15 protein-coding genes and 1 pseudogene are annotated in these 18,954 nt (G+C 70.4%); 6 read left to right on the top strand and 10 right to left on the bottom strand.

Annotated elements, in window-relative coordinates:
* Window positions 1-586 (bottom strand): cellulose-binding domain-containing protein (locus tag E0H26_RS27775; protein ID WP_206025412.1); only part of this gene is annotated, 586 nt, incomplete at its 3' end.
* A 431-nt stretch (window positions 587-1,017) separates the two neighbouring features.
* Between E0H26_RS27775 and E0H26_RS27770 the strand changes: the two genes are divergently transcribed.
* Window positions 1,018-2,730, top strand: coding sequence for a cellulose binding domain-containing protein (locus E0H26_RS27770; RefSeq protein ID WP_131309220.1), 1,713 nt, complete (start codon window positions 1,018-1,020; stop codon window positions 2,728-2,730).
* A gap of 201 nt (window positions 2,731-2,931) precedes the next feature.
* Here E0H26_RS27770 and E0H26_RS27765 read toward each other — a convergent pair.
* Window positions 2,932-3,120 (bottom strand): annotated as a pseudogene (locus E0H26_RS27765) (efflux RND transporter permease subunit); the annotation flags it as partial.
* Between the two features lie 410 nt (window positions 3,121-3,530).
* On the opposite strand from E0H26_RS27765, the gene E0H26_RS27760 reads away from it, so the two are divergent.
* Window positions 3,531-4,541 carry a nitronate monooxygenase gene (locus E0H26_RS27760; protein ID WP_131309218.1) on the top strand — a complete coding sequence of 337 codons (1,011 nt, stop codon included), beginning with the start codon at window positions 3,531-3,533 and terminating at the stop codon, window positions 4,539-4,541.
* Window positions 4,542-4,565: 24 nt separating this feature from the next.
* Here E0H26_RS27760 and E0H26_RS27755 read toward each other — a convergent pair whose 3' ends face one another.
* A complete protein-coding gene (locus E0H26_RS27755) occupies window positions 4,566-6,719 on the bottom strand; it encodes an APC family permease (RefSeq protein ID WP_240742423.1) in 2,154 nt (717 codons plus the stop codon).
* A gap of 244 nt (window positions 6,720-6,963) precedes the next feature.
* On the opposite strand from E0H26_RS27755, the gene E0H26_RS27750 reads away from it, so the two are divergent.
* Complete coding sequence (locus E0H26_RS27750; protein ID WP_131309214.1) at window positions 6,964-7,683, top strand: SDR family oxidoreductase; 720 nt, start codon at window positions 6,964-6,966, stop codon at window positions 7,681-7,683.
* Window positions 7,684-7,710: 27 nt separating this feature from the next.
* Here E0H26_RS27750 and E0H26_RS27745 read toward each other — a convergent pair whose 3' ends face one another.
* Window positions 7,711-8,208: a YcxB family protein gene (locus tag E0H26_RS27745; protein WP_131309211.1), complete on the bottom strand. Its 498-nt coding sequence runs from the start codon at window positions 8,206-8,208 to the stop codon at window positions 7,711-7,713.
* Between the two features lie 141 nt (window positions 8,209-8,349).
* Between E0H26_RS27745 and E0H26_RS27740 the strand changes: the two genes are divergently transcribed.
* Entirely contained in the window at window positions 8,350-8,994 is a 645-nt protein-coding gene (locus E0H26_RS27740) for an alpha/beta fold hydrolase (RefSeq protein WP_131309208.1), read from the top strand.
* Between the two features lie 91 nt (window positions 8,995-9,085).
* Window positions 9,086-9,592 (top strand): DUF6584 family protein, encoded by a 507-nt coding sequence (locus E0H26_RS27735; RefSeq protein WP_131309205.1) that lies wholly within the window; start codon window positions 9,086-9,088, stop codon window positions 9,590-9,592.
* A 109-nt stretch (window positions 9,593-9,701) separates the two neighbouring features.
* Here E0H26_RS27735 and E0H26_RS27730 read toward each other — a convergent pair whose 3' ends face one another.
* The 3 genes from E0H26_RS27730 to E0H26_RS27720 all read right to left on the bottom strand — a co-directional run bounded on the left by E0H26_RS27730 (window position 9,702) and on the right by E0H26_RS27720 (window position 12,576).
* Entirely contained in the window at window positions 9,702-10,883 is a 1,182-nt protein-coding gene (locus E0H26_RS27730) for a phytase (RefSeq protein ID WP_206025410.1), read from the bottom strand.
* 138 nt (window positions 10,884-11,021) lie between these two features.
* Window positions 11,022-11,927, bottom strand: a complete 906-nt coding sequence (locus E0H26_RS27725) for a copper transporter (RefSeq protein ID WP_165522008.1) — start codon at window positions 11,925-11,927, stop codon at window positions 11,022-11,024.
* Between the two features lie 43 nt (window positions 11,928-11,970).
* Window positions 11,971-12,576 (bottom strand): YdeI/OmpD-associated family protein, encoded by a 606-nt coding sequence (locus E0H26_RS27720; protein ID WP_131309199.1) that lies wholly within the window; start codon window positions 12,574-12,576, stop codon window positions 11,971-11,973.
* Between the two features lie 309 nt (window positions 12,577-12,885).
* On the opposite strand from E0H26_RS27720, the gene E0H26_RS27715 reads away from it, so the two are divergent.
* Window positions 12,886-15,921 carry an alpha-mannosidase gene (locus E0H26_RS27715; RefSeq protein WP_131309196.1) on the top strand — a complete coding sequence of 1,012 codons (3,036 nt, stop codon included), beginning with the start codon at window positions 12,886-12,888 and terminating at the stop codon, window positions 15,919-15,921.
* Between the two features lie 124 nt (window positions 15,922-16,045).
* Here the strand turns inward: E0H26_RS27715 and E0H26_RS27710 are convergent, their stop codons facing one another.
* The 3 genes from E0H26_RS27710 to E0H26_RS27695 all read right to left on the bottom strand — a co-directional run bounded on the left by E0H26_RS27710 (window position 16,046) and on the right by E0H26_RS27695 (window position 18,893).
* On the bottom strand, window positions 16,046-17,263 hold the full coding sequence (locus E0H26_RS27710; protein ID WP_131309193.1) for a low temperature requirement protein A: 1,218 nt from the start codon (window positions 17,261-17,263) through the stop codon (window positions 16,046-16,048).
* Window positions 17,264-17,480: 217 nt separating this feature from the next.
* Window positions 17,481-18,101 (bottom strand): DUF998 domain-containing protein, encoded by a 621-nt coding sequence (locus E0H26_RS27705; RefSeq protein WP_131309190.1) that lies wholly within the window; start codon window positions 18,099-18,101, stop codon window positions 17,481-17,483.
* A gap of 228 nt (window positions 18,102-18,329) precedes the next feature.
* Window positions 18,330-18,893, bottom strand: coding sequence for an RBBP9/YdeN family alpha/beta hydrolase (locus E0H26_RS27695; RefSeq protein WP_165522007.1), 564 nt, complete (start codon window positions 18,891-18,893; stop codon window positions 18,330-18,332).
* Window positions 18,894-18,954: the final 61 nt, after the last annotated feature.

The following is an 18,954-nucleotide window of genomic DNA, read 5'->3' as shown; positions in this document are numbered from 1 at the left end:
GATGCCGACCGTTGTACGGCGCATGCGTGAAGTCCTTCAACGACACCCACCCCGACCCCGGCGTCGCCAACACACCCGACGACGACCACCGATACGACGACGGCAAACTGCACCCACCCGGCGGCGGTGTCGTCGGCGCGGGGGTGGTCGGGGTGGGAGTCGGCGCCACGCCACCGGTGCACGTCACGCCGTTGAGGGCGAAGCTGGTGGGGGCCGGGTTGCTGCTCGTCCAGGATCCGTTGAAGCCGAACGAGGTCGAGCCGTTGGTCGGGATGCTGCCGTTGTAGCTGACATTTCTGGCGGTGACGGCGGCACCACTCTGGGTCAATGTCGTGTTCCATGCCTGGGTGACGGTCTGCCCGGCACCGAACGACCACGTCAACGTCCAACTGGTCAGCGGATCGCCCAGGTTCGTGATCGACACGTTGGCACTGAAGCCGCCCTGCCACTGCGACGGCACGCTGTAGTTCACCGAACAGCCCGCAGCAGCAGCGCTGGCCGGCACGGCCACGACGAACGCCGCCGACGCCAGTAACGCGACGCCGGCCGACGCCAGGACGGCATTGGTAGACCTGGATCTAGACATGAAGCACCCTCCCGGCGGGGCGAAAACCACACATTGGCGATCGTCGTTGTTAGGTTAACGTTAACAGCTGCGTCAGGTATATTACGGGAGCGCTCCCACACTCTCAACCACAGATCGGCGGTGGTCACCGTCTCGACGCGCCCCAGGCCCGACGGCCACGGCTCACCACCCGCCGGCCAGGCGACCGGAGCTGATGCCTGCCGGGCAGGTCAAGCCAGCAAGTGAACGCTCCCAGGCGGCCGACTCGGACGACGACGCCGCCAAGCCGGGCCACCGCACCCACCACGCACGACCCTGGACCCCCACCTCCAGCGGCGACCGACCACAGCATTGACGCTCGTCGGCTCGCCGAACATTTAATGGGAGCGCTCCCATTGTCCGATCGATAACGGCTCACCCACCACACCACCACTCCTGAAGGGCACACAGCGATGGGACAGATCAACAGAAGACTCAGAATCAACGCCGCTCGGGTGTCGGCCGGTGCCATGCTCCTGGCGTCGGCCGCAGTCGCGGTGGCACTGCCGGCCGGCGCGGCAGCGGCAGGCTGCTCGGTGAACTACGCGGTGTCGTCACAGTGGCAGGGCGGCTTCGGCGCCGACGTCCGGATCACCAATCTCGGTGACCCGGTCACCAGTTGGACGCTGACCTGGTCCTACAGCGCCGGCCAGCGCGTCGCCGAGGCGTGGAACGCGACGGTGACCCAGAGCGGCGCCGCCGTCACCGCCAGGAACGTCAGCTACAACGGCGCCATCCCGACCAACGGCTCGACCTCGTTCGGCTTCAACGGATCCTGGACGAGCAGCAACCCGGCCCCCACCAGCTTCGCCCTCAACGGCGTGACGTGCACCGGTGGCGTGGCACCCACCACCCCGCCGCCCACCAACCCGCCGCCGACCAACCCGCCGCCGACCGGGCCGGCGGACATCACGGTCAACAGCGCCACCAGGTACCAGACGGTCGACGGGTTCGGAGCCGCCACCCCGATCTGGGGCGGCACCTGGTCGACGGCCGAGACGCAAACCCTGGTCGGGCTGGGTGCCAACCAGTTGGGCCTGTCGATCGTGCGTACCGGCATCTCACCGGTCTCCGGCGAATGGTCGACCCAGGTCAACGCCCTGCGCACGGCGAAGTCCGCCGGATCGGGTGTGAAGATCCTCGCCTCGCCATGGACGGCGCCGGCCGCGTGGAAGACGAACAACAGCCGGAACAACGGCGGCAAGCTGCGCACCGACCGCTACGCCGACTACGCGAACCATCTGAACAGCTACGTCCAGTACATGCGCAACCAGGGCGTGACGGTCGATGTGACCTCGGTGCAGAACGAGCCGGACTGGCACCCGGACTACGACTCGATGGACTGGAACGGCACCGAGCTGCGCAACTTCGTCCGCGACCACGGCACGCGGGTGCAGAACACCCGGCTGATGGTCGCCGAGGCGGTGAACCTGAACTACAGCTACACCGACCCGACCCTGAACGACACGACCGCCCGGAACAACATCGGCTACATCGGCGGCCACCTGTACGGCACCGAGGCGTCCGGTCGGCTACGGTCCTACCCCCTGGCTGACCAGCACAACAAGCCGGTATGGATGACCGAGTGGAACCTGCACGCGGCCGACGGCAACGGCTCCAACATCTGGGGCAACCCCAGCAACCAGGCAGTCTGGAACGAGACGCTCGACGACATCATGCGCACCGTGCACAGGTCGATGGAATCGAACTGGACCGCCTACGTCTGGTGGTACGGCAAGCGTTACTACTCCTTCATCGGCGACGGCGAGGCGGCCTTCGGCACCACCGCAGGTGCTCCGCTCAAGCGCGGATACGCGTTCTCGCAGTACGCCAAGTACGTCCGCCCCGGCTACCAGCGAGTCGCCCTGACGAAGAGTTCCAAGGCGACGCCGCTGGAGGTGACCGCCTACACCGGTGGCGGGAAGACCACGCTGGTGATCCTGAACCGCTCGACCAGCGCGGTGAACAGTGCCGTGATCCAGGCACCGCAGAACGTCACCCGTGCGGAGCACTACCTCACCTCGCAGAACGCCAACGCGGCCAGCCAGTCGGTCGGCGTGAACGGCGGCCAGGTCAGCGTCAACGTCGGCCCGCGCAGCATCTCCACCGTCGTACTGACCCACTGAGGCACCGCAGCGAGCGGGGCGCGTGGCTGTGGACGACCACCACAGCCACGCGCTCCGGCACGTCGCACCGCCGCCAACTGCGGCGCCGCTGGTCAGGGCTCCGCCGCCGGGTCCACCCAGGCGTTCGGTGCGGAGTTCGACGTTGACGCCCAGGCGTCGAGGCTACGAGCTGACGGTGGCGAGGTGCCGGCGCCGCCGCGACTCCACCATCGTGTAGAGCGTCGGCACCAGGACCAGGGTCAGCAGAGTCGAGCTGGTGAGCCCGCCGATGACCACGATGGCCAACGGCTGCGAGATGAACCCGCCGTGGGCGCCGATGCCCAGTGCCATCGGCAGCAGCGCGAAGATCGTCGCCAGGGCGGTCATCACGATCGGGCGCAGCCGCCAGCGTCGCGTCGCTGCGTCCCAACGCCTGGTCGACCGTGGCCGCCGCCGTGGCCAGCGCGAGCGCCGGCAACGGGCGGCGCCGGCGTACCGCGATGGCGGTGCAGGACACCACCAGGCAGCCGACCCGCAGGAGACCGGGGGCCGGCAACGAGGGCAGGATGAGCGCGAGTACGGCGAGCGCGAAGGCCAGGTCAGCCAGGAGCGGACGGGCCCGCGCCTGCCCGCGCAACCAGCCCAAGACCGTCATCCGGCCAGGATATGGGCCGGTCGGCGGGCCGACATCCGCCCAGCGGAGCAACCCCGGCTGCTCCGCTGGGACGAGTCCGGGGCATCGGCCCCGGGGCCGGGAGGCCGGTGTCACGGCGTGGTCTCGTCGGCCGGCTGCGAGCGCGGTGGCGTCGTAGGGTCGACCCATGCGTGACCTGATCCGGCCCGTCGTGGTCGCCCCGATGGCGGGCGGACCGTCGACTCCGGCGTTGGTCGTCGGCGCCGGCCACGCCGGGGCCCTCGGCTTCCTCGCCGCCGGCTACCAGACACCGGAGGCGGTCGAGGACGAGTTGCGCGTGGTCGAGCGGGCGGGGGTCGCGTACGGGTTGAATCTCTTCGTGCCGACGCCGCCCCCGGCCGACGTGGAGTCGGTGCACCGCTACCGGCGGCTGCTGCAACCGGAGGCCGACCGGTACGAGGTGGATCTTCCCGCGCTACGGCTCGACGACGATGATCACTTCGCCGAGAAGGTGGAACTCGCCGTGCGGTACCGCGTGCCGCTGGTCAGCTTCACCTTCGGCGTACCGGATCGGGTGGTGGTCGACGCGCTGCGCGCCGCCGGCTCGCGGGTGCTCGTGACGGTGACCTCGGCGCAGGAGGCCCGCCGTGCCCTGGCCGTCGGGCCGGACGCGCTGATCGCCCAGGGCGGCGCGGCCGGCGGGCACGCAGCCACCACCCGACCGGCCGGCTACCGGGGCGACACGAGCGCCGCGCAGACCCTCGCCGCCGTACGGTGGGTCGCCGACGTTCCGGTGTTCGCGGCCGGCGGCACCGGCGGCGCGGCCGACGTCGCGGGGCTGCTCGCGGCCGGGGCAGTGGGCGTCGTGTGTGGCAGTGCCTTCCTGCTCGCCGAGGAGGCCGGCACCCGCACCGTCCAGCGCGAGGCGATGCTCTCCGGTGCACCCCGACGGACGGTCGTGACCCGTGCCTTCACCGGGCAGCCGGCCCGGGCTCTGCGCAACCGCTTCACCGACGCCTATTCGGACGTGGCGCCCGTCGGCTACCCGGCGGTACACCATCTGACCGTCCCGATCCGGGCCGCCGCGGCGCGGCGCGGCGATGCCGAGGCGCTCAACCTCTGGGCGGGAACGGCCTACGCGTCGGCCCGTCAGGCACCCGTCGCGGACCTCCTGGCCGGGCTGCTGCCCGGGGACTGACCAGGTGGTACGCAGTGGTGCCGCTCAGCGGGTCAGATGGGTGGGCATGCTGGTGACGACGATGCCGGGGTGCCGGCGCAGCGCCCGACGCAACCGCTGTTCGGTGCGGTAGTGCAGCAACCGCTGCCAGGGGTGGTCGACCACCACGTCGGGTACGACGACGGTGAGGGTCAGGTCGGGGTGGCTCAGGCGCAGCGCGCTGACGTACCCGGCGAGCGGCGGGATGATCACCCGGTGCGGCGACAGGATCGTCTCCAGCGGGATGTGGTCGCCCCAGGTGGCCCACTGCGCGCGGAACCGATCGGCCTCCACCCGCTCGGGACTGACGTGCAGCGCCAGCGCCGGTTGGCCGAGCGAACCGACGTAGGCGAGAGTCCGCAGTGCCGCCTGGTTGAGCCGGGCCACCGGCACGAGGAAGAGGTGCCGTACCTGCTGCGGGACGACGGCGGGCGGCTCGTCCTCGGCCGGTTCCACCCCGCCGCCGGGATGTGTGCCGGTCTCGGCGTGCAGGCCGAGGGCCTGCTGGACGTGGTCGTAGTGGCGGCGTACCCGGCGGAACACGTAGATCAACAGTGGGATGGCGAGGACCACCACCCAGGCACCGGCGGCGAACTTCGTGACCGCGGCGGTCACCAGCACCACGGCCGACAGCGCCGCGCCGAGGCCGTTGATGGTGGCGCGTCGCCGCCAACCCGGGCTGCGGTGGTGTCGCCAGTGGTTGACCATGCCGGTCTGGGACAGGGTGAAGGCGAGGAAGACGCCGACCGCGTAGAGCGGAATCAGGGAATGTGTCCGGCCACCGAACGCGACGAGGATCACCGCGGCGGCGACCGCCAGGGCGATCAGTCCGTTGCTCAGTGCCAGCCGGTCGCCCAGGTGCAGGAAGCGGCGGGGCACGTAGCCGTCCCGGGCCATGAAGTACAGCAGGCGTGGCAGGTCGTTGAAGGCGGTGTTCGCCGCGAGGAGCAGCACGAGCGCCGTGGCGGCCTGGATGATCGCGTACCAGGGACCGGCCGGGAAGGTCAGCCGGGCGAGTTGGGACAGCAGGGTCTGGTCGGCACGGGGCACCAGGCCGTTGAGGTGGATCAGCAGGGTCAGTCCGGCGAAGAGCACGATCAGGATGCCGACCATCCAGGTGAGCACCGTACGGGCGTTGCGCCACTCGGTGGGACGGAAGACCGGTACCGCGTTGGACACCGCCTCGATGCCGGTCATCGAGGTCGCGCCGGAGGCGAAGGCCCGCAGCACGACCAGCAGGCTGAGCCCTTCCAGCGCCGGCGTCGGCGGTGGCGCGACGACGGTGAAACCGCCGGCCGCGGCCCGGACGAACCCGGCGGCGATCAGCCCGAGGATGGCGGCGAGGAAGAGGTACGTGGGCGCGGCGAAGACGTTGCCGGCCACCCGGATCCCGCGCAGGTTACCGATCAGCAGCACACCGATGACCGCCAGCGCCACCGGCACGCTGAACGGGGCGAGGGCGGGCAGTGCCGAGGTGATCGCGGCGACGCCGGCCGACACCGAGACCGAAACCGTGAGCACGTAGTCGAGGATCAGCCCGGCCGCTGCCGCCAGCCCCGCGCGCGGCCCCAGGCTGTCGCTGGCCACCAGGTACGACCCGGCGCCATGCGGATAGGCGTAGACGGTCTGCCGGTACGACGTACCCACGGCGACCATCAGCACCACCAGGGCCGCCGCGATCGGCAACGACAGCCCGAGAGCGCCGCTGCCGGCGAGGACCAGCACGGCCAGCATCGCCTCCGGCCCGTACGCCACCGAGGAGAGCAGGTCGGAGGCGAGCACCGGCAGCGCGATGGACTTCGGCATCCGCTCGCGCAGAATCGACGCGCTGCTCAGCGGCCGCCCGAGCAGCAGCCTGCGCAGTCCACCGACCGCCCTCCCCTCGGCGGTGTCCTGCCGTTCGGCGATCGGGGTGGCGGTGAGCTGACCGGTCTCGTCCGGCTGGAACAGCATGGCGGCCCGACCCGCGCCGCCGGCCCCGCGCAACTCCCCCGCCTGCGGGTCCACCGGCAGCGCCCGTACCGCTTCACTGACCTGCCACCGCCCGCCGAGCCGGCCCAGCATTGCCAGATCCTCCGGCGACAGCGGCGGCAGTTCGGCGGACGGGCTGAAGGTCGGCGACCCCGCGTCCCGTTCCGGGTCGTGCCCCGACCGTCCCACGTTGCCTCCGCCTCGCCCACGCTGCCAGCACCACCGACGATTCCAAAAACGCGGTGACGAGAGACGCCGATCGGCGGAAGCCGCACCGACCGGCCCGAAGACGGCCCGCCAGAAATGATCACGCGGGCACCCGGACCGCCTGATCACCTCACAAGATCATGAGCCGTGTCGGCGGGTTAGCCACGGAACGAGCGGCGCGCATTGCCATCTATGCCGGGCACCCGCTGCGGGATAGCGTCCCAGCATGAGGCTCACCGGGAAGACAGCGCTGGTGACCGGCGGTTCGCGGGGGATCGGCCGGGCTATCGTGCATCGGCTCGTCGATGAAGGCGCAACTGTCGTGTTCACCTACAAGGACAACCAGGCGGCAGCCGACGACCTCGTCCGCGAACTCACCGGCACCATCGCCGTCCGCGCCGACCAGGAAAAGGTCAGTAGCATCTCGGCGATGTTCCAACCGGTTCGCAGCGGCTTGGACATTCTCGTCAACAACGCCGCCATCAATCCCCGAACGCCGATCGCGGACATCACCGAGGACGAGTTCGACCGCGTATTGACGGTCAACACCAAATTTCCCGTGCTGGCCATCCGCCAGGCAGCGCCGATACTGCGTGACAACGGCCGCATCATCAACATCTCCACCCTCAACACGGTGGTGCCGGCGCCCGGCCACGCCCTCTATTGCGCCAGCAAGGCCGCGCTCGAACAGTTCACGGCGGTCGCCGCCCGGGAGTTCGGTGGCCGGGGCATCACTGTCAACACGGTCTCGCCCGGCGCGACCGAGACCGACCTGCTGCATGCCGTCAATCCCCCGGAAGCCCTGGCCCAGACCGCCGCCCTCACCGCGTTGCAACGCCTCGGCCAGCCCGACGACATCGCGGCCGTGGTCGCCTTCCTTGCCAGCCCCGACGCGCAGTGGATCACCGGTCAGAACATCCGGGCGACCGGAGGTCTCCTCGTGTGATCCCGCGGCGCCCCGGGGTGGCTGGGTTCACCGAGACTGAAGCAGCCCACGTTCGGTCAGGTAGACGCGCAACGTCTCGGCGTCCTCGGCGGACATCAACCGGCGCGGAATAACCGTTGCCGGCATCCGGCCGACGTACACGATCCAGAACTCAGGGGTGTCCCGCACCTTGGCCACCCCGTCCCAGGCGATGCCGCCGGATTCCGTGCCGCTGCGCATCATGATGTTGTCCTCGGTGATGTCGTAGCTGCCGTCCACGGCGTAGCCACTGGAGCGGCGCCGGGCCCGCAACCGCACCCACGGCCAGTACAGCAACGCCAGCAGACCACCCACGACCATCGCCATCCACAGCGACAGGGCCAGCTCACCCCAGGCGGACCCCCGCGAGACGGCGAAACCGATCACCCCGACCGCCACCAACACCACGCCGACATATCGGTACTTACGCAGCCGATCACTACTGAGCGCAGCGGCCACCCGGCCTGGATAGGCGGGATCGGCGGGGACGTCGAAACGGATGTGCACGCCAGAACGATAGTGGGCATCGCTGACGTGCGCTGCGCCGCCGGGGACAGCGAGCACCAGCATCGCGCCCCCACGGGCAGGGTGCCGACGATGGGGTGGCGAAGGAAGCTGCTGTCGTACCCCTGTGTGAGGCTTCGAGGCATGGCGACTTTCGTTCTGGTCCACGGCGGCGGGGGCAGCGCCTGGGACTGGCATCTGCTGGCCCCTGAGCTGGTCAGCCGGGGCCACGACGTGGTGCTGCCGGAGCTGCCGATCGGGGACAGCTCGGCCGGGTTCGCCGAGTTCTGTGAAACGGTGGTCGACGCGATCGGCGACCGGAGTGATCTTGTGGTGGTCGGCCAGTCGTACGGGGCGTTCACCGCGCCGCTGGTCGCCGACAAGCTGCCCGTGCGGCTGCTCGTGCTGCTCACTCCGATGATCCCGAGGCCCGGTGAGCGGCCCGGGGACTGGTGGGGCAACACCGGCTACCGCGGCACGGAGGGGCTCACCGAGGAACAGCAGTTCTACACCGGGGTGCCGGCCGAGATCGTCGCGGCGGCGGCGGCGCACAGCCGGGAGCAGGTCAGCGCGGAGTGGAACGAGCCGTGGCCGCTGGACGCCTGGCCGGACGTGCCGACGAAGGTGCTCATCGCCCGCGAGGACCGACTCTTCCTGGCGGACTTCCAGCGCCGAGTGGCCGCCGACCGGCTCGGCGTCGTACCGGATGAGATCGACGGTTGCCACTCGGTGGCGTTCAGCCACCCACAGCAACTCGCCGACCGGCTGACCGGGTACCTGCGGGACTGAAGCCCACAAGGATCGACGGCCAACGTCCCCGCCCGGCCTGGGCTCCGGAATTCGCTGTCTCCCCCGCCGCCGGCCGTGGACGATCATCGCCATGGCGAAGGAACAGGTGCTGGCGAAGGTAGCGGCCGATCTGCGACGCGGGCACTACCACCCGGCGATGCAGCGCTTGGCAAGCCTGACTGCCGCCTACCCCGACGACCTGGACCTACGTGCGCGGCGCGCGGCGCTGTATCGGCAGGTGGGCAACATGGTGGAGGCCGGGCGGTGGGGCTTTCTCACCGAGGACGCCGCCCCGGAGGAGATCGCCGCATTCGAGCGGGCGCGCCCTGCGGCCTGGGCCCGTCTGCTGATGCTCGAAGTCAAAGCTGACACGGCCGACAACCTCGGGCCGGCGGCGAAAGATCGGCTGACCCGGCTGATCGAACGGGCCGGCCAGGAAGGCCCCGCCCGGGTGGCGTGGACCGACGCCGGACCTCGACCCGAGATCTCCGGCTTCTGGCGCAATGGTTTTCCCTGTCTGCTGGCAGCGGCAATCGGACTGAGCATCGCCGCGTTGGCGGTGGTCGGGCTGATCACCGTGATCCGGTGGGTGCGCTAGGCAGCTCGCTCTGGTCCTCGCCCTCGCCACGGCCGCGCACGCCCGACAACGCACCGGTGACCGGCCCGCTCATCGTGTGTGAGCAGGCCGGTCACGGGGATCGGGCGGGTCAGCGCAAACGCGGGTCGTTGCCGGCACGGGTGTCCACGGTCAGGGACATGGCGTCGGCGATGTCGCCCCAGGAGACGTAGGAGAAGTTCGTGGCGTCGCGCTCGTCGTCCACGTCGGGCCCGGTTTCGGGTTCGTCGTGCGTGACGAGCAGGCCCTGCCGGTAGTCACCGACGGGACGGTTGGTCACGGCGAGCCCGTCGGAGCCGTTGATGTCGTCGGCGCCGCCGACGCCCTTGATCCGGAAGCTCCCCCGCGCCCGGTTCGCGCCCTGACGCTCGTAGACGGCGAAACTGTCGTCGCCCTGGCTCGACACGAGCACATACCCGGTCGCGCCACGCCCGTAGTAGATGTCGACGCCTTCGACATCGGCCGTGAGCAGGTTTCCGCCGTAGCCCTTGGCATTCGGATCGACCGGCTGGCATTCCTCGGTCTCGCTGTCGTAGACATCGTGGACACCGAAGTCCGTGACCCGGTCGATGAGCGTCGGCCGGCTGCGCGGTCCGAGCGGTAGCGGTAGCCGCCACAGGCCGACGTCCTCCTGCGCGGCGTAGAGCACGCCCGATGCCTGGTCCACGGCGACTCCTTCGAGCTGCGGCAACACGCCGGGCTCCGCGCAGGGCACCCAGGTCGTCCCGTCGGGCAGCCGGAAGCTGCTCGGCATGGCGAGCTGCTGGACGTTCGTGTAGCCGAGCTTGCCGCCGACCTCGACGATGCGCACGGTGGCGATCGTCGTCGCGCCCTCCTGGGTGACGACGGCGTACGTCTCGCCGGGCCGCGGCTGCCAGACGGCGAGGCCGTAGGCCGTGTGCTCCTCGTCGACGGCCGGCCGGTCGGGGTTGAACAGGAACCTCTGGTCCGCTGCGGTGACCTCGGTCAGCGGGATCCGCGCCGCCGCGCCGGCCGGGTCGATGACGAAGCGCGAGCCCATGTCGTAGACGCGGAGACCGCCCTCCTTGGCGGTCACGATCACGATCGACTGTCGGGAGTCCGCCGGGTGGACCCAGATCGCCGGGTCGTCACCGGAGGCGTTCCCACCAGCCTCGTCGTCGTACAGGACCGGGGTTTCGTTGTCGGTGGTCACGACCGCGTGCGGTGTGGGGGCGGCGCCGGCGTGGGGCGGGGCGAGCAGCGCGGCGACGACGGCGCCCACCGTCATGGCGGCGTTCAATGTGTACGTCACGGCAGCGACCCTGCGACATGAAGGTTGCCGCCACTGCGACCGGCGGTTGCCGTAGCTGAAACTCGGGGCTGACCGGCGCTTTACCGCACCTGGTGGCGATGCCGACCAACCTGGCCCCGCACCGGTCCGGCCCCGGTGTCACGGCCGCCGTGGCGTCAGTGCGTCGGCGCCGTCGGCCGTGCCGTAATGACCTCCTCGATTGGCGGTGATCCGCTCGACCAGCGCGAGCGCGGTCACCACCTGACCTTGTGCGCCGGCCACCCCGTCGGTCGTCGAGATCCTCGCGGTGAGTGCCTCGTCCCCGCGCACCGTCCCCAGCGCGCTGCCGTCACCGGCACCGGTGCCGGCCACCACGGTGGAACCGACCATGGCGAACTGCGCGGCCATGGTCACGATCGCGGCGTTTCGCTTCGTCGGCTCTTGAGTCACGTAGGGCGCCCCGGTCACCAGGACCGCCCCGTCCGCGGGACCGTCGAGTCGCTCAGGTGCGGTGAGGTATCCGGCCCTGGCGTAGGCGGAAACCACCGCCGAGGCGTCGACGTCGGACGGCGCTGCGAGCAGCACCGCGGCGAGCAGTGCGCTGGCGGTCTCGGCGCCATTGCTGTTACCCGGGAGAGCGCTCGACGCGGCACTGCCCCGGGCCAGCTCAAGCAGACCCAGGTTGTTCCTCGGGTCGAAGAACGCCTCCCGGACGTCGACGGGTCCGGTTACCGCGGCGCCGGCCACCCGGAGCTTGTCGATCACGCCCTGGGCGTGGTCGCGTCCGGACGGCGTCGTCAGCACCACGATCCGGCGGTTGTCCAGCGTCCCGCCGAGCACGGCGGGTGCCGTGTCGTTGATGTAGTCGTCCTTGCGGCTCGCCTCCACCTGCAGGTCCTCGGTCGTCTGACGAAGCTGATCGTTCGTCTTGTGGGCCGCACTGATCGAGTCGCTGAGGACGTCGGTAGCAACGCCGTTTGCTGCGGCGGTGCCGAATACCGCACCGACCGCCAAGGCGACGAACACCGCAGCGAGCGAGACGATGTGATAGCGAAAGTTGATCACCGTCACATTTTATGGGCATCCCCGGCGAGGCCGTGGGGGCGGATTACGAGGAGTTCGTCGGCTTGGCCTTCTGCGGGTAGACCGTCTCCTGACGGGCCAGCATGGCCACGAACTCGCCGATCTTCCGCTCGCGGGTCTGCGCCCGTTTGACGGCATTGATGCGGTGGATGAGCGCGAACCGGTTGGTTTTGGTGAGGACGTCGAACATGGCCTGGGCGGCGGGGTCGGCGGCGATGGCGGCGAGCAGGTCGGCCGGCACCTCGGCTTCCGACGGCGGGGCGTAGGCGGCGTCCCACCGCCCGTCCGCCTTCGCGGCTTCCACCGCGGCACGACCCGCGGGCAGCATCCGCCCCTGCTCCTCCAGCCGGGCCACGTGGGCGACGTTGCGTTGTGACCAGGAACTGCGGGGCCGGCGCGGGGTGAACCGGATCCAGGAGCTCTCCAGATCCCGTTTACGGGCCTGCCCGTCGATCCAGCCGAAGCAGAGGGCCTCGTCGACCGCCTGCTGCCAGGTCAGCGTGGTGACTGTGCCGCCCTTCTTGGTCAGGGCGAGCCAGACGCCGGGCGACGTGGCGTGGTTGGCCGACATCCACCCGCGCAGCGCCTCGGCGTCGGCAACGATCAACTCGTCCAGTTCGGTGCTCGCCATGAGCGTAGGCTAGCCGCTGCGCCGGGGCCGCAGCCTCCGCGGCGCCGCGCGGGCTGGTCGACGCCGACGCCTGCACGTTCGTACCGGCATTGCTGCGACTGCGACTCGAATCCGTTTCCGCCGAGAGCGATTACGCGGGGAATCGCCCGCTGGGACTGATACCAGAAATACGGGCCGCAAAGGCCACCGGATCGGCGAGCGACGCGGCAGGAAATCCATTTCCGAGCGCCTCGGAATGGCAACGTAGCGTGACGCGCGGATATGGTGGCGCTCCCACCCCCACCGAATCCCCACCCCCCGGAGTTCCGGATGCACCGGTCGTTGTCCAGCCTGACCGAACGGATCGAACGCGCGCTCCACGAACGGCTCATCCCGGCGCTGTACCGCGACGCCGAACCCGTACGTGTCGAGGCGGCGCACGTGCCCGGCGAGCCGGTGCCGGCGAGCGAGGGGCTCGCGATGGCGTACCGGCCCTTCGCGGTGGGCCAACCATGGGGGCGGGCCTGGAGCACCACGTGGTTCCGGTTCACCGCAGAGGTGCCGGCGCGGATGCGCGGCGGTCGGGTCGAACTCCTCGTCGATCTCGGCTTCGAGCGGGCCGGGCCGGGATTCCGCTCCGAGGGCCTCGCGTACACGGCCGACGGCACGCCGATCAAGGGCATCGAGCCACGGACGGCGTACGTGCCGATCGCCCGGCCCGCCGCCGGTGGCGAGCGGGTCGAGGTGTACGTCGAGGCGGCCGCCAACCCCCGGTTCGACGGCACCGTCTCCCCGCTCGGCGACCCTGAGACGCTGCCCGACCGCCCGCTCTATCGGCTGGACCGGGCGGAACTCGCGGTGCTGGACGAGCAGGTGCACGCGCTCGTCCTGGACGTACAGGTGTTGCACCAGCTGGCGCTGGAACTGCCCGACACGGACCCCCGGCACCACGAGATCCGCCGAGCCCTGGAACTGATGCTCGACGGACTCGCCGTCGCCGACGTCTCCGGCGGGGCCGCCGCCGCCCGCGCCTGCGTGGCCGGCGTACTGGCCTCGCCCGCCGTGCCCAGCGCCCACCGGATCACCGCTGTCGGGCACGCCCACATCGACTCGGCCTGGCTCTGGCCGGTACGCGAGACCATCCGCAAAGGCTCTCGGACCTTCTCCAACGTCGTGGCGCTCGCCGACGAGTACCCGGAACTGGTCTTCGCCTGCTCCTCCGCCCAGCAGTACGCATGGCTGAAGGAGCACCATCCGAAGGTGTACCGCCGCGTCGCGGAGAAGGTGGCCACCGGACAGTTCCTCCCGGTCGGCGGCATGTGGGTGGAGTCCGACACCAACATGCCGGGCGGCGAGGCGATGGTGCGCCAGTTCACCCAGGGCAAGCGGTTCTTCGCCGCCGAGTTCGGCATCGAGCCCCGGGAGGTCTGGCTCCCCGACTCGTTCGGCTACTCGGCGGCGCTGCCTCAACTCGCCCGGTTGGCCGGGTTCCGCTGGTTCCTCAGCCAGAAGATGTCGTGGAACCAGACCAACCGCTTCCCGCACCACACCTTCTGGTGGGAGGGCATCGACGGGAGCCGGGTCTTCACCCACTTCCCACCCGCCGAGACCTACAGCTCAGAGCTGTCCGGGAAGGATCTGGCGTACGGGGTGCGCAACTTCGCCGAGCACGGGCGGTCCACCGTGTCGCTGCTGCCGTTCGGCTACGGCAACGGCGGGGGCGGCCCGACCAGGGAGATGCTCGAAACGGCCCGGCGCGTGGCCGACCTCGAAGGTTCGCCCAGGGTCGTCATCCGCCCCCCTGCCGAGTTCTTCGCCGAGGCGCAGCGGGAATACCCGGACGCCCCGGTGTGGAGCGGCGAGATGTACCTCGAACACCACCGGGGCACGTACACCAGCCAGTCGGCGATGAAACGCGGCAACCGGCGCACCGAGCACCTGCTACGGGAGGCCGAGTTGTGGTCGACCGTCGCGGCGCTGCGGGCCGGCCATTCCTATCCGTACGCCGAACTCGACGCCATCTGGCAGGAGACGCTGCTGCTCCAGTTCCACGACATCCTGCCCGGCAGTTCGATCGCCTGGGTGCACCGCGAGGCGCGGCAGACGTACGCGAGGCTGGCGGACCGGCTGGAAGGGTTGATCGACTCGGCGCTGACCGCGCTGACCGGCCCCGGGTCGACGCCGTTGACCGCGAACGCCGCACCACACGAGTGGGCCGGCGTACCGGCGCTCGGGGTCTGCGCGGGCCCCGACAGCGACGCCCCGCAGGTGTCGGTACGGTCCGCAGCCGATGGCACCGTGCTGGAGAACGGCCTGCTCCGGGTGCAACTCGGCCCCGACGGGACGGTGTCCGCGATCCGCGACCTGGTCGCCGACCGCGACGTGCTTCGGCCCGGCACCGCCGCCAACGTCCTGCAACTGCACCCGGACACGCCCAACAAGTTCGACGCGTGGGACATCGAGGACTTCTATCGCCACCGGCGCCGCGACCTGACCGAGGTCACCAAGATCGTGGTCGAGGCGGACGACCCCCGACAGGCCCGGGTCCGGGTGACCCGCGACGACGGCAACTCCGCGTACGTCCAGACCGTGTCGCTCGCGGCCGGCGAACGCGTGCTGCGGTTCACCACCGAGGTGGACTGGCACGAACGGGACACTCTGCTCAAGGTCGCCTTCCCGATCGACGTCCAGGCCGCGCAGTCCAGCGCGGAAATCCAGTTCGGCCACGTGCAGCGACCAACCCACACGAACACATCATGGGACGCGGCCAGATTCGAGATCTGCGCCCACCGGTGGCTGCACGTCGGCGAGCCCGGATACGGCGTGGCACTGGTCAACGACGGCACGTACGGCCACGACGTGACCCGCCAACCACCCGGTGACACGTTGGGGGCGCAGCCGACCACGGTACGGCTCTCCCTGCTGCGCGGTCCCCGCTACCCCGACCCGAACACCGACCAGGGCTCGCACCGATTCGGGTACGCGCTGGTCTGCGGCGCAGAGATCGTCGACGCGGTACGCGAGGGCTACCGGGCGAACCTGCCGATCCGCCGACACCTGGGCGCCCGACCGGTCGCTCCGCTGATCGAGGTGACCGACCCCGCCGTGGTGGTGGAGGCCGTGAAGCTGGCCGACGACCGATCCGGCGACGTGGTCGTCCGGCTCTACGAGGCGCTCGGCGGCCGTGCCCGCACCCGCCTCACCGCGTCGTTCGATCTCGCCGAGGTGCGGGTCTGTGACCTGCTCGAACGGGACAACGCCGAGATCGGCGCGCTCGCCCCCGTCTCGGTCGAGGGCAATGGGGTGGATCTCGCTCTGGGACCGTTCCAGGTCGTCACCCTGCGCCTTCGCCCAGCGCAGCGCTGAACCCGATCCCCGGCCGGGCCCCTGCTGCGGCCGGGGTACGGCACCATCGCGGCACCCGCGAGGGGTGATCCTGCCCGCCGGATTTGGCTCGCCAGGCGGGTGCGGATCGACGCTCTGGTGGGATTCAGATCGGTGGTGCTGGTGGTTCGGGTGGCTTGCCCCAGGCGCGTCGCGCGTCGGCGAGCGCGACGCCGGTCAGGACGGTGGCGGACGCGGCCAGGGCGACCAGGGTCGGTGTCCGCAGCAGGGCGGGTACGAGTACCAGGAGGAGCCCGATGGCGACGAGTCGCGACGGGGAGACCCGGTTGAACACTTCGTACTCGAATCGGGAGCGGCCCACCATGAACAGCGCCGGACCGCCGAGGATCACCGCGAGCCAGGGCAGTGGCGCGTGTTCTGTGGGGTGGGTGATCGCCAGTTCGAAGCCGATCGCGGTGGTGATCACGCCGATGATGATCAGCAGGTGCGAGTCGGCCGCCGAGGTACCGATGTGAGCTGGTCGGCGACTCCTCGCGAGGGCGTCGGCGAAGATCTGACCCGCGCGGTAGAAGTAGATCCGCCAGATCACGATCGAGATGGTCAGGGTGAGGGCGAAGGCGAACGTCGACGCCGGGCTCCGACCGCCTGCGGCGTAGGTCAGGCCCGTAACAAGAATGGCCTCGCCGAGGGCCACGAGAAAGAACTGCTGGTAGCGCTCCGCCAGATGCTCACCGGCGATAGACCAGGTGTGCGGAGCGGAACGGCCGAGACCGGGCACCGGCCAACCGAATCGATTGGCCAGATACTCGATGACGAGGGCCGGAAGCCAGAACAGTAGTCGGGTGCCGACCCAGGCGAAAATGAGTCCGAGTATCCACAGCACAGCCGTTGCCGCGTACGTGATCAGCATCCTCACCTCGAGCCGCTGCTGTACGTGGCCACGCAGCGCGATGGCGAGCAGCAACGATCTCCCGAGTTGTGCGACCAGGTAGCCGGCAACGAACGCTTCGGCATTGATGCTGAAGGCGCGTGGAATGGCTACCCCCATGACCATGCCGGCAACCAGCGCGATCAGGACAGTGGCCTGCACCATCGGCTGGTAGGGGTCGTAGCGGCTGGTGGTCCAGGCAGTGCCATGCCAGACCGACCAGAGGGCGAGCAGGAGGAACAGGACCTTGGTCGCGCCGACCAGCACGGCCGCCGGCTGATCGATGGCGGCCCGGCCAGTGAGATCCTCCGCCGCGCGGGCCACCACCCGGGTCAACGCGAACACGAACACCAGGTCGAAGAAGAGCTCCAGAAACGACGCTCGCTGCGAAGCCTCACCCTTGTGCAGCAACCTCGCCGGATCCCGCGGCAACATGGCCCACCCGTCCGCGGGACAGCACCTCCCGCACCCAGCAGTCGTACCCCAACCTGGCAGCAGGAGTTGCCGGAACCACCCACCCATCAGCCGCGATAGTGAGGGGATCCGGCCTGGTTGACCCCGTCGCCGGCTGAGTTCGAAGCGACCCCTTGTCCGGGGCACGACTTTCCGCACATCGGCCCGATGTTCGCCAGTGGTGTCAGGTGCGCGGCGGTCAGCCCGTCGGCGCGCCGGCCTCGGCGGCGGGCCGGCCCTCTCGGCGCAGCCCGGCAACCACCAGCAGGGGCGTAAGGGCCTCTGCGCCAGCCGCGACCCGCTCGGCCAGGCCGACCCGCTCGCCTCCGGCGGCCATCTCGACCACGAACCACGCCACCGGCAGCAGCAACCCGACTGTCAGCGCCACCCAGGGTGCCCGCCGACGTGGATGCCCCGTCGTCGGCTCGGCGGGCGGCGGCGCGAGAGCCGGCCAGAGCGCCAGCGCACCGAAGGCCACCGCTGCGGCGAGCGTGTGTGGCACCGAGCCCTCACCGCCGGCCGGCAGCGGGAACGCCGCCACCGCCAGGGTGCCCAACCCGCCGACGGCGAGCATCGTCCGGCCGGCGGGCGCGAGCGGCCGCAGCCCGGCGGCGGTCACGCAGTGGCACAGCCCGAGGCCGGCCAGGCCGAGCGTCATGATCCATCGGTCGGTCGCGCCGATCGCGGCCAGCGCGCTGATCGTCCCCGTGACCTGGTCGAACCCGCCGGGCTGACGGGCCGCGCCGAGGGTCCAGCCACCGATCAGGAGGATCGGCGCCGCCACCGCGGAGACCAGCGCCCACCCGGGTACGACTCGCATCCCCGCACCGTACGTGGTGACCCGCCGGCCCGGAACCACCCGCCCTTGAGGCGGCCGACTCGGGCTACCGGCCTGCTGGCTACCGTCTCGGCTCGTACCGCATCGCCACTGCCCCCGAGCCGAGTTCCACCCGGCTCACCAGCTTCAGATCAACATGCTTCGACAGACCCGCGAGCAACGTCGGCCCGTGGCCCGCGATGGCTCACCGAAGGGTCGCATCGCCCCAGACTAGGCATTCGTGGACGCGGGAGGCCGCTGGGCCAATGAACGAACTAGGCGTTCACCGTCGGGCCACGGGCCGAACCCGGTCTTGGAGTCTAGGTGCCCGACCGCGCCCGCGTCGAACAGTTCCGAGCCCCAGTCTCGCGCGTACGCCTCGCACTGCGCGAACGTGGCATGCGGGTCGTTGTGACTGGCGACCACGATCGAACGGAAGGGCAGTGGCTCGCGGGGCACGTGGCCGATGAAGACATCGACGGTCTCGTGCGGAGCGGGCGTCCAATCCGGATCCACGTACGGCGACGTGACCAGCAGGGCGGCCTGAACGGGACCAACGTGTTGGCTGGCCCAGACGGCGACGGTCAGGCATCCCGCGCTGTGCGCCACGAGAATCGCCGGCTCACTGTCGGCACTTATCGCGGCGTGCAGCGCGGCGACCCGTTCGGCGGCGACGTACGGTGGCCCGGGCGGTTCCGGCGCCCACTGGTACTCCGGGTGGTCCCTTACCCAACTGCGCGACCAGTGGTCGGGGGAGGGAACTCCTCGGCCGGGCACGACAAGGTAACGCGTCACCCTCGGGAGGGTAGCGCGACGTGCCGCCCGACCTCCGGCGAAGCCTCCTGATCGGATGCTC

This window comes from Micromonospora zingiberis (assembly GCF_004331455.1).
Lineage (GTDB): Bacteria > Actinomycetota > Actinomycetes > Mycobacteriales > Micromonosporaceae > Micromonospora > Micromonospora zingiberis.
Note: the sequence above shows the minus strand (reverse complement) of the source record. Positions and strands in the feature narration are given on the sequence as shown.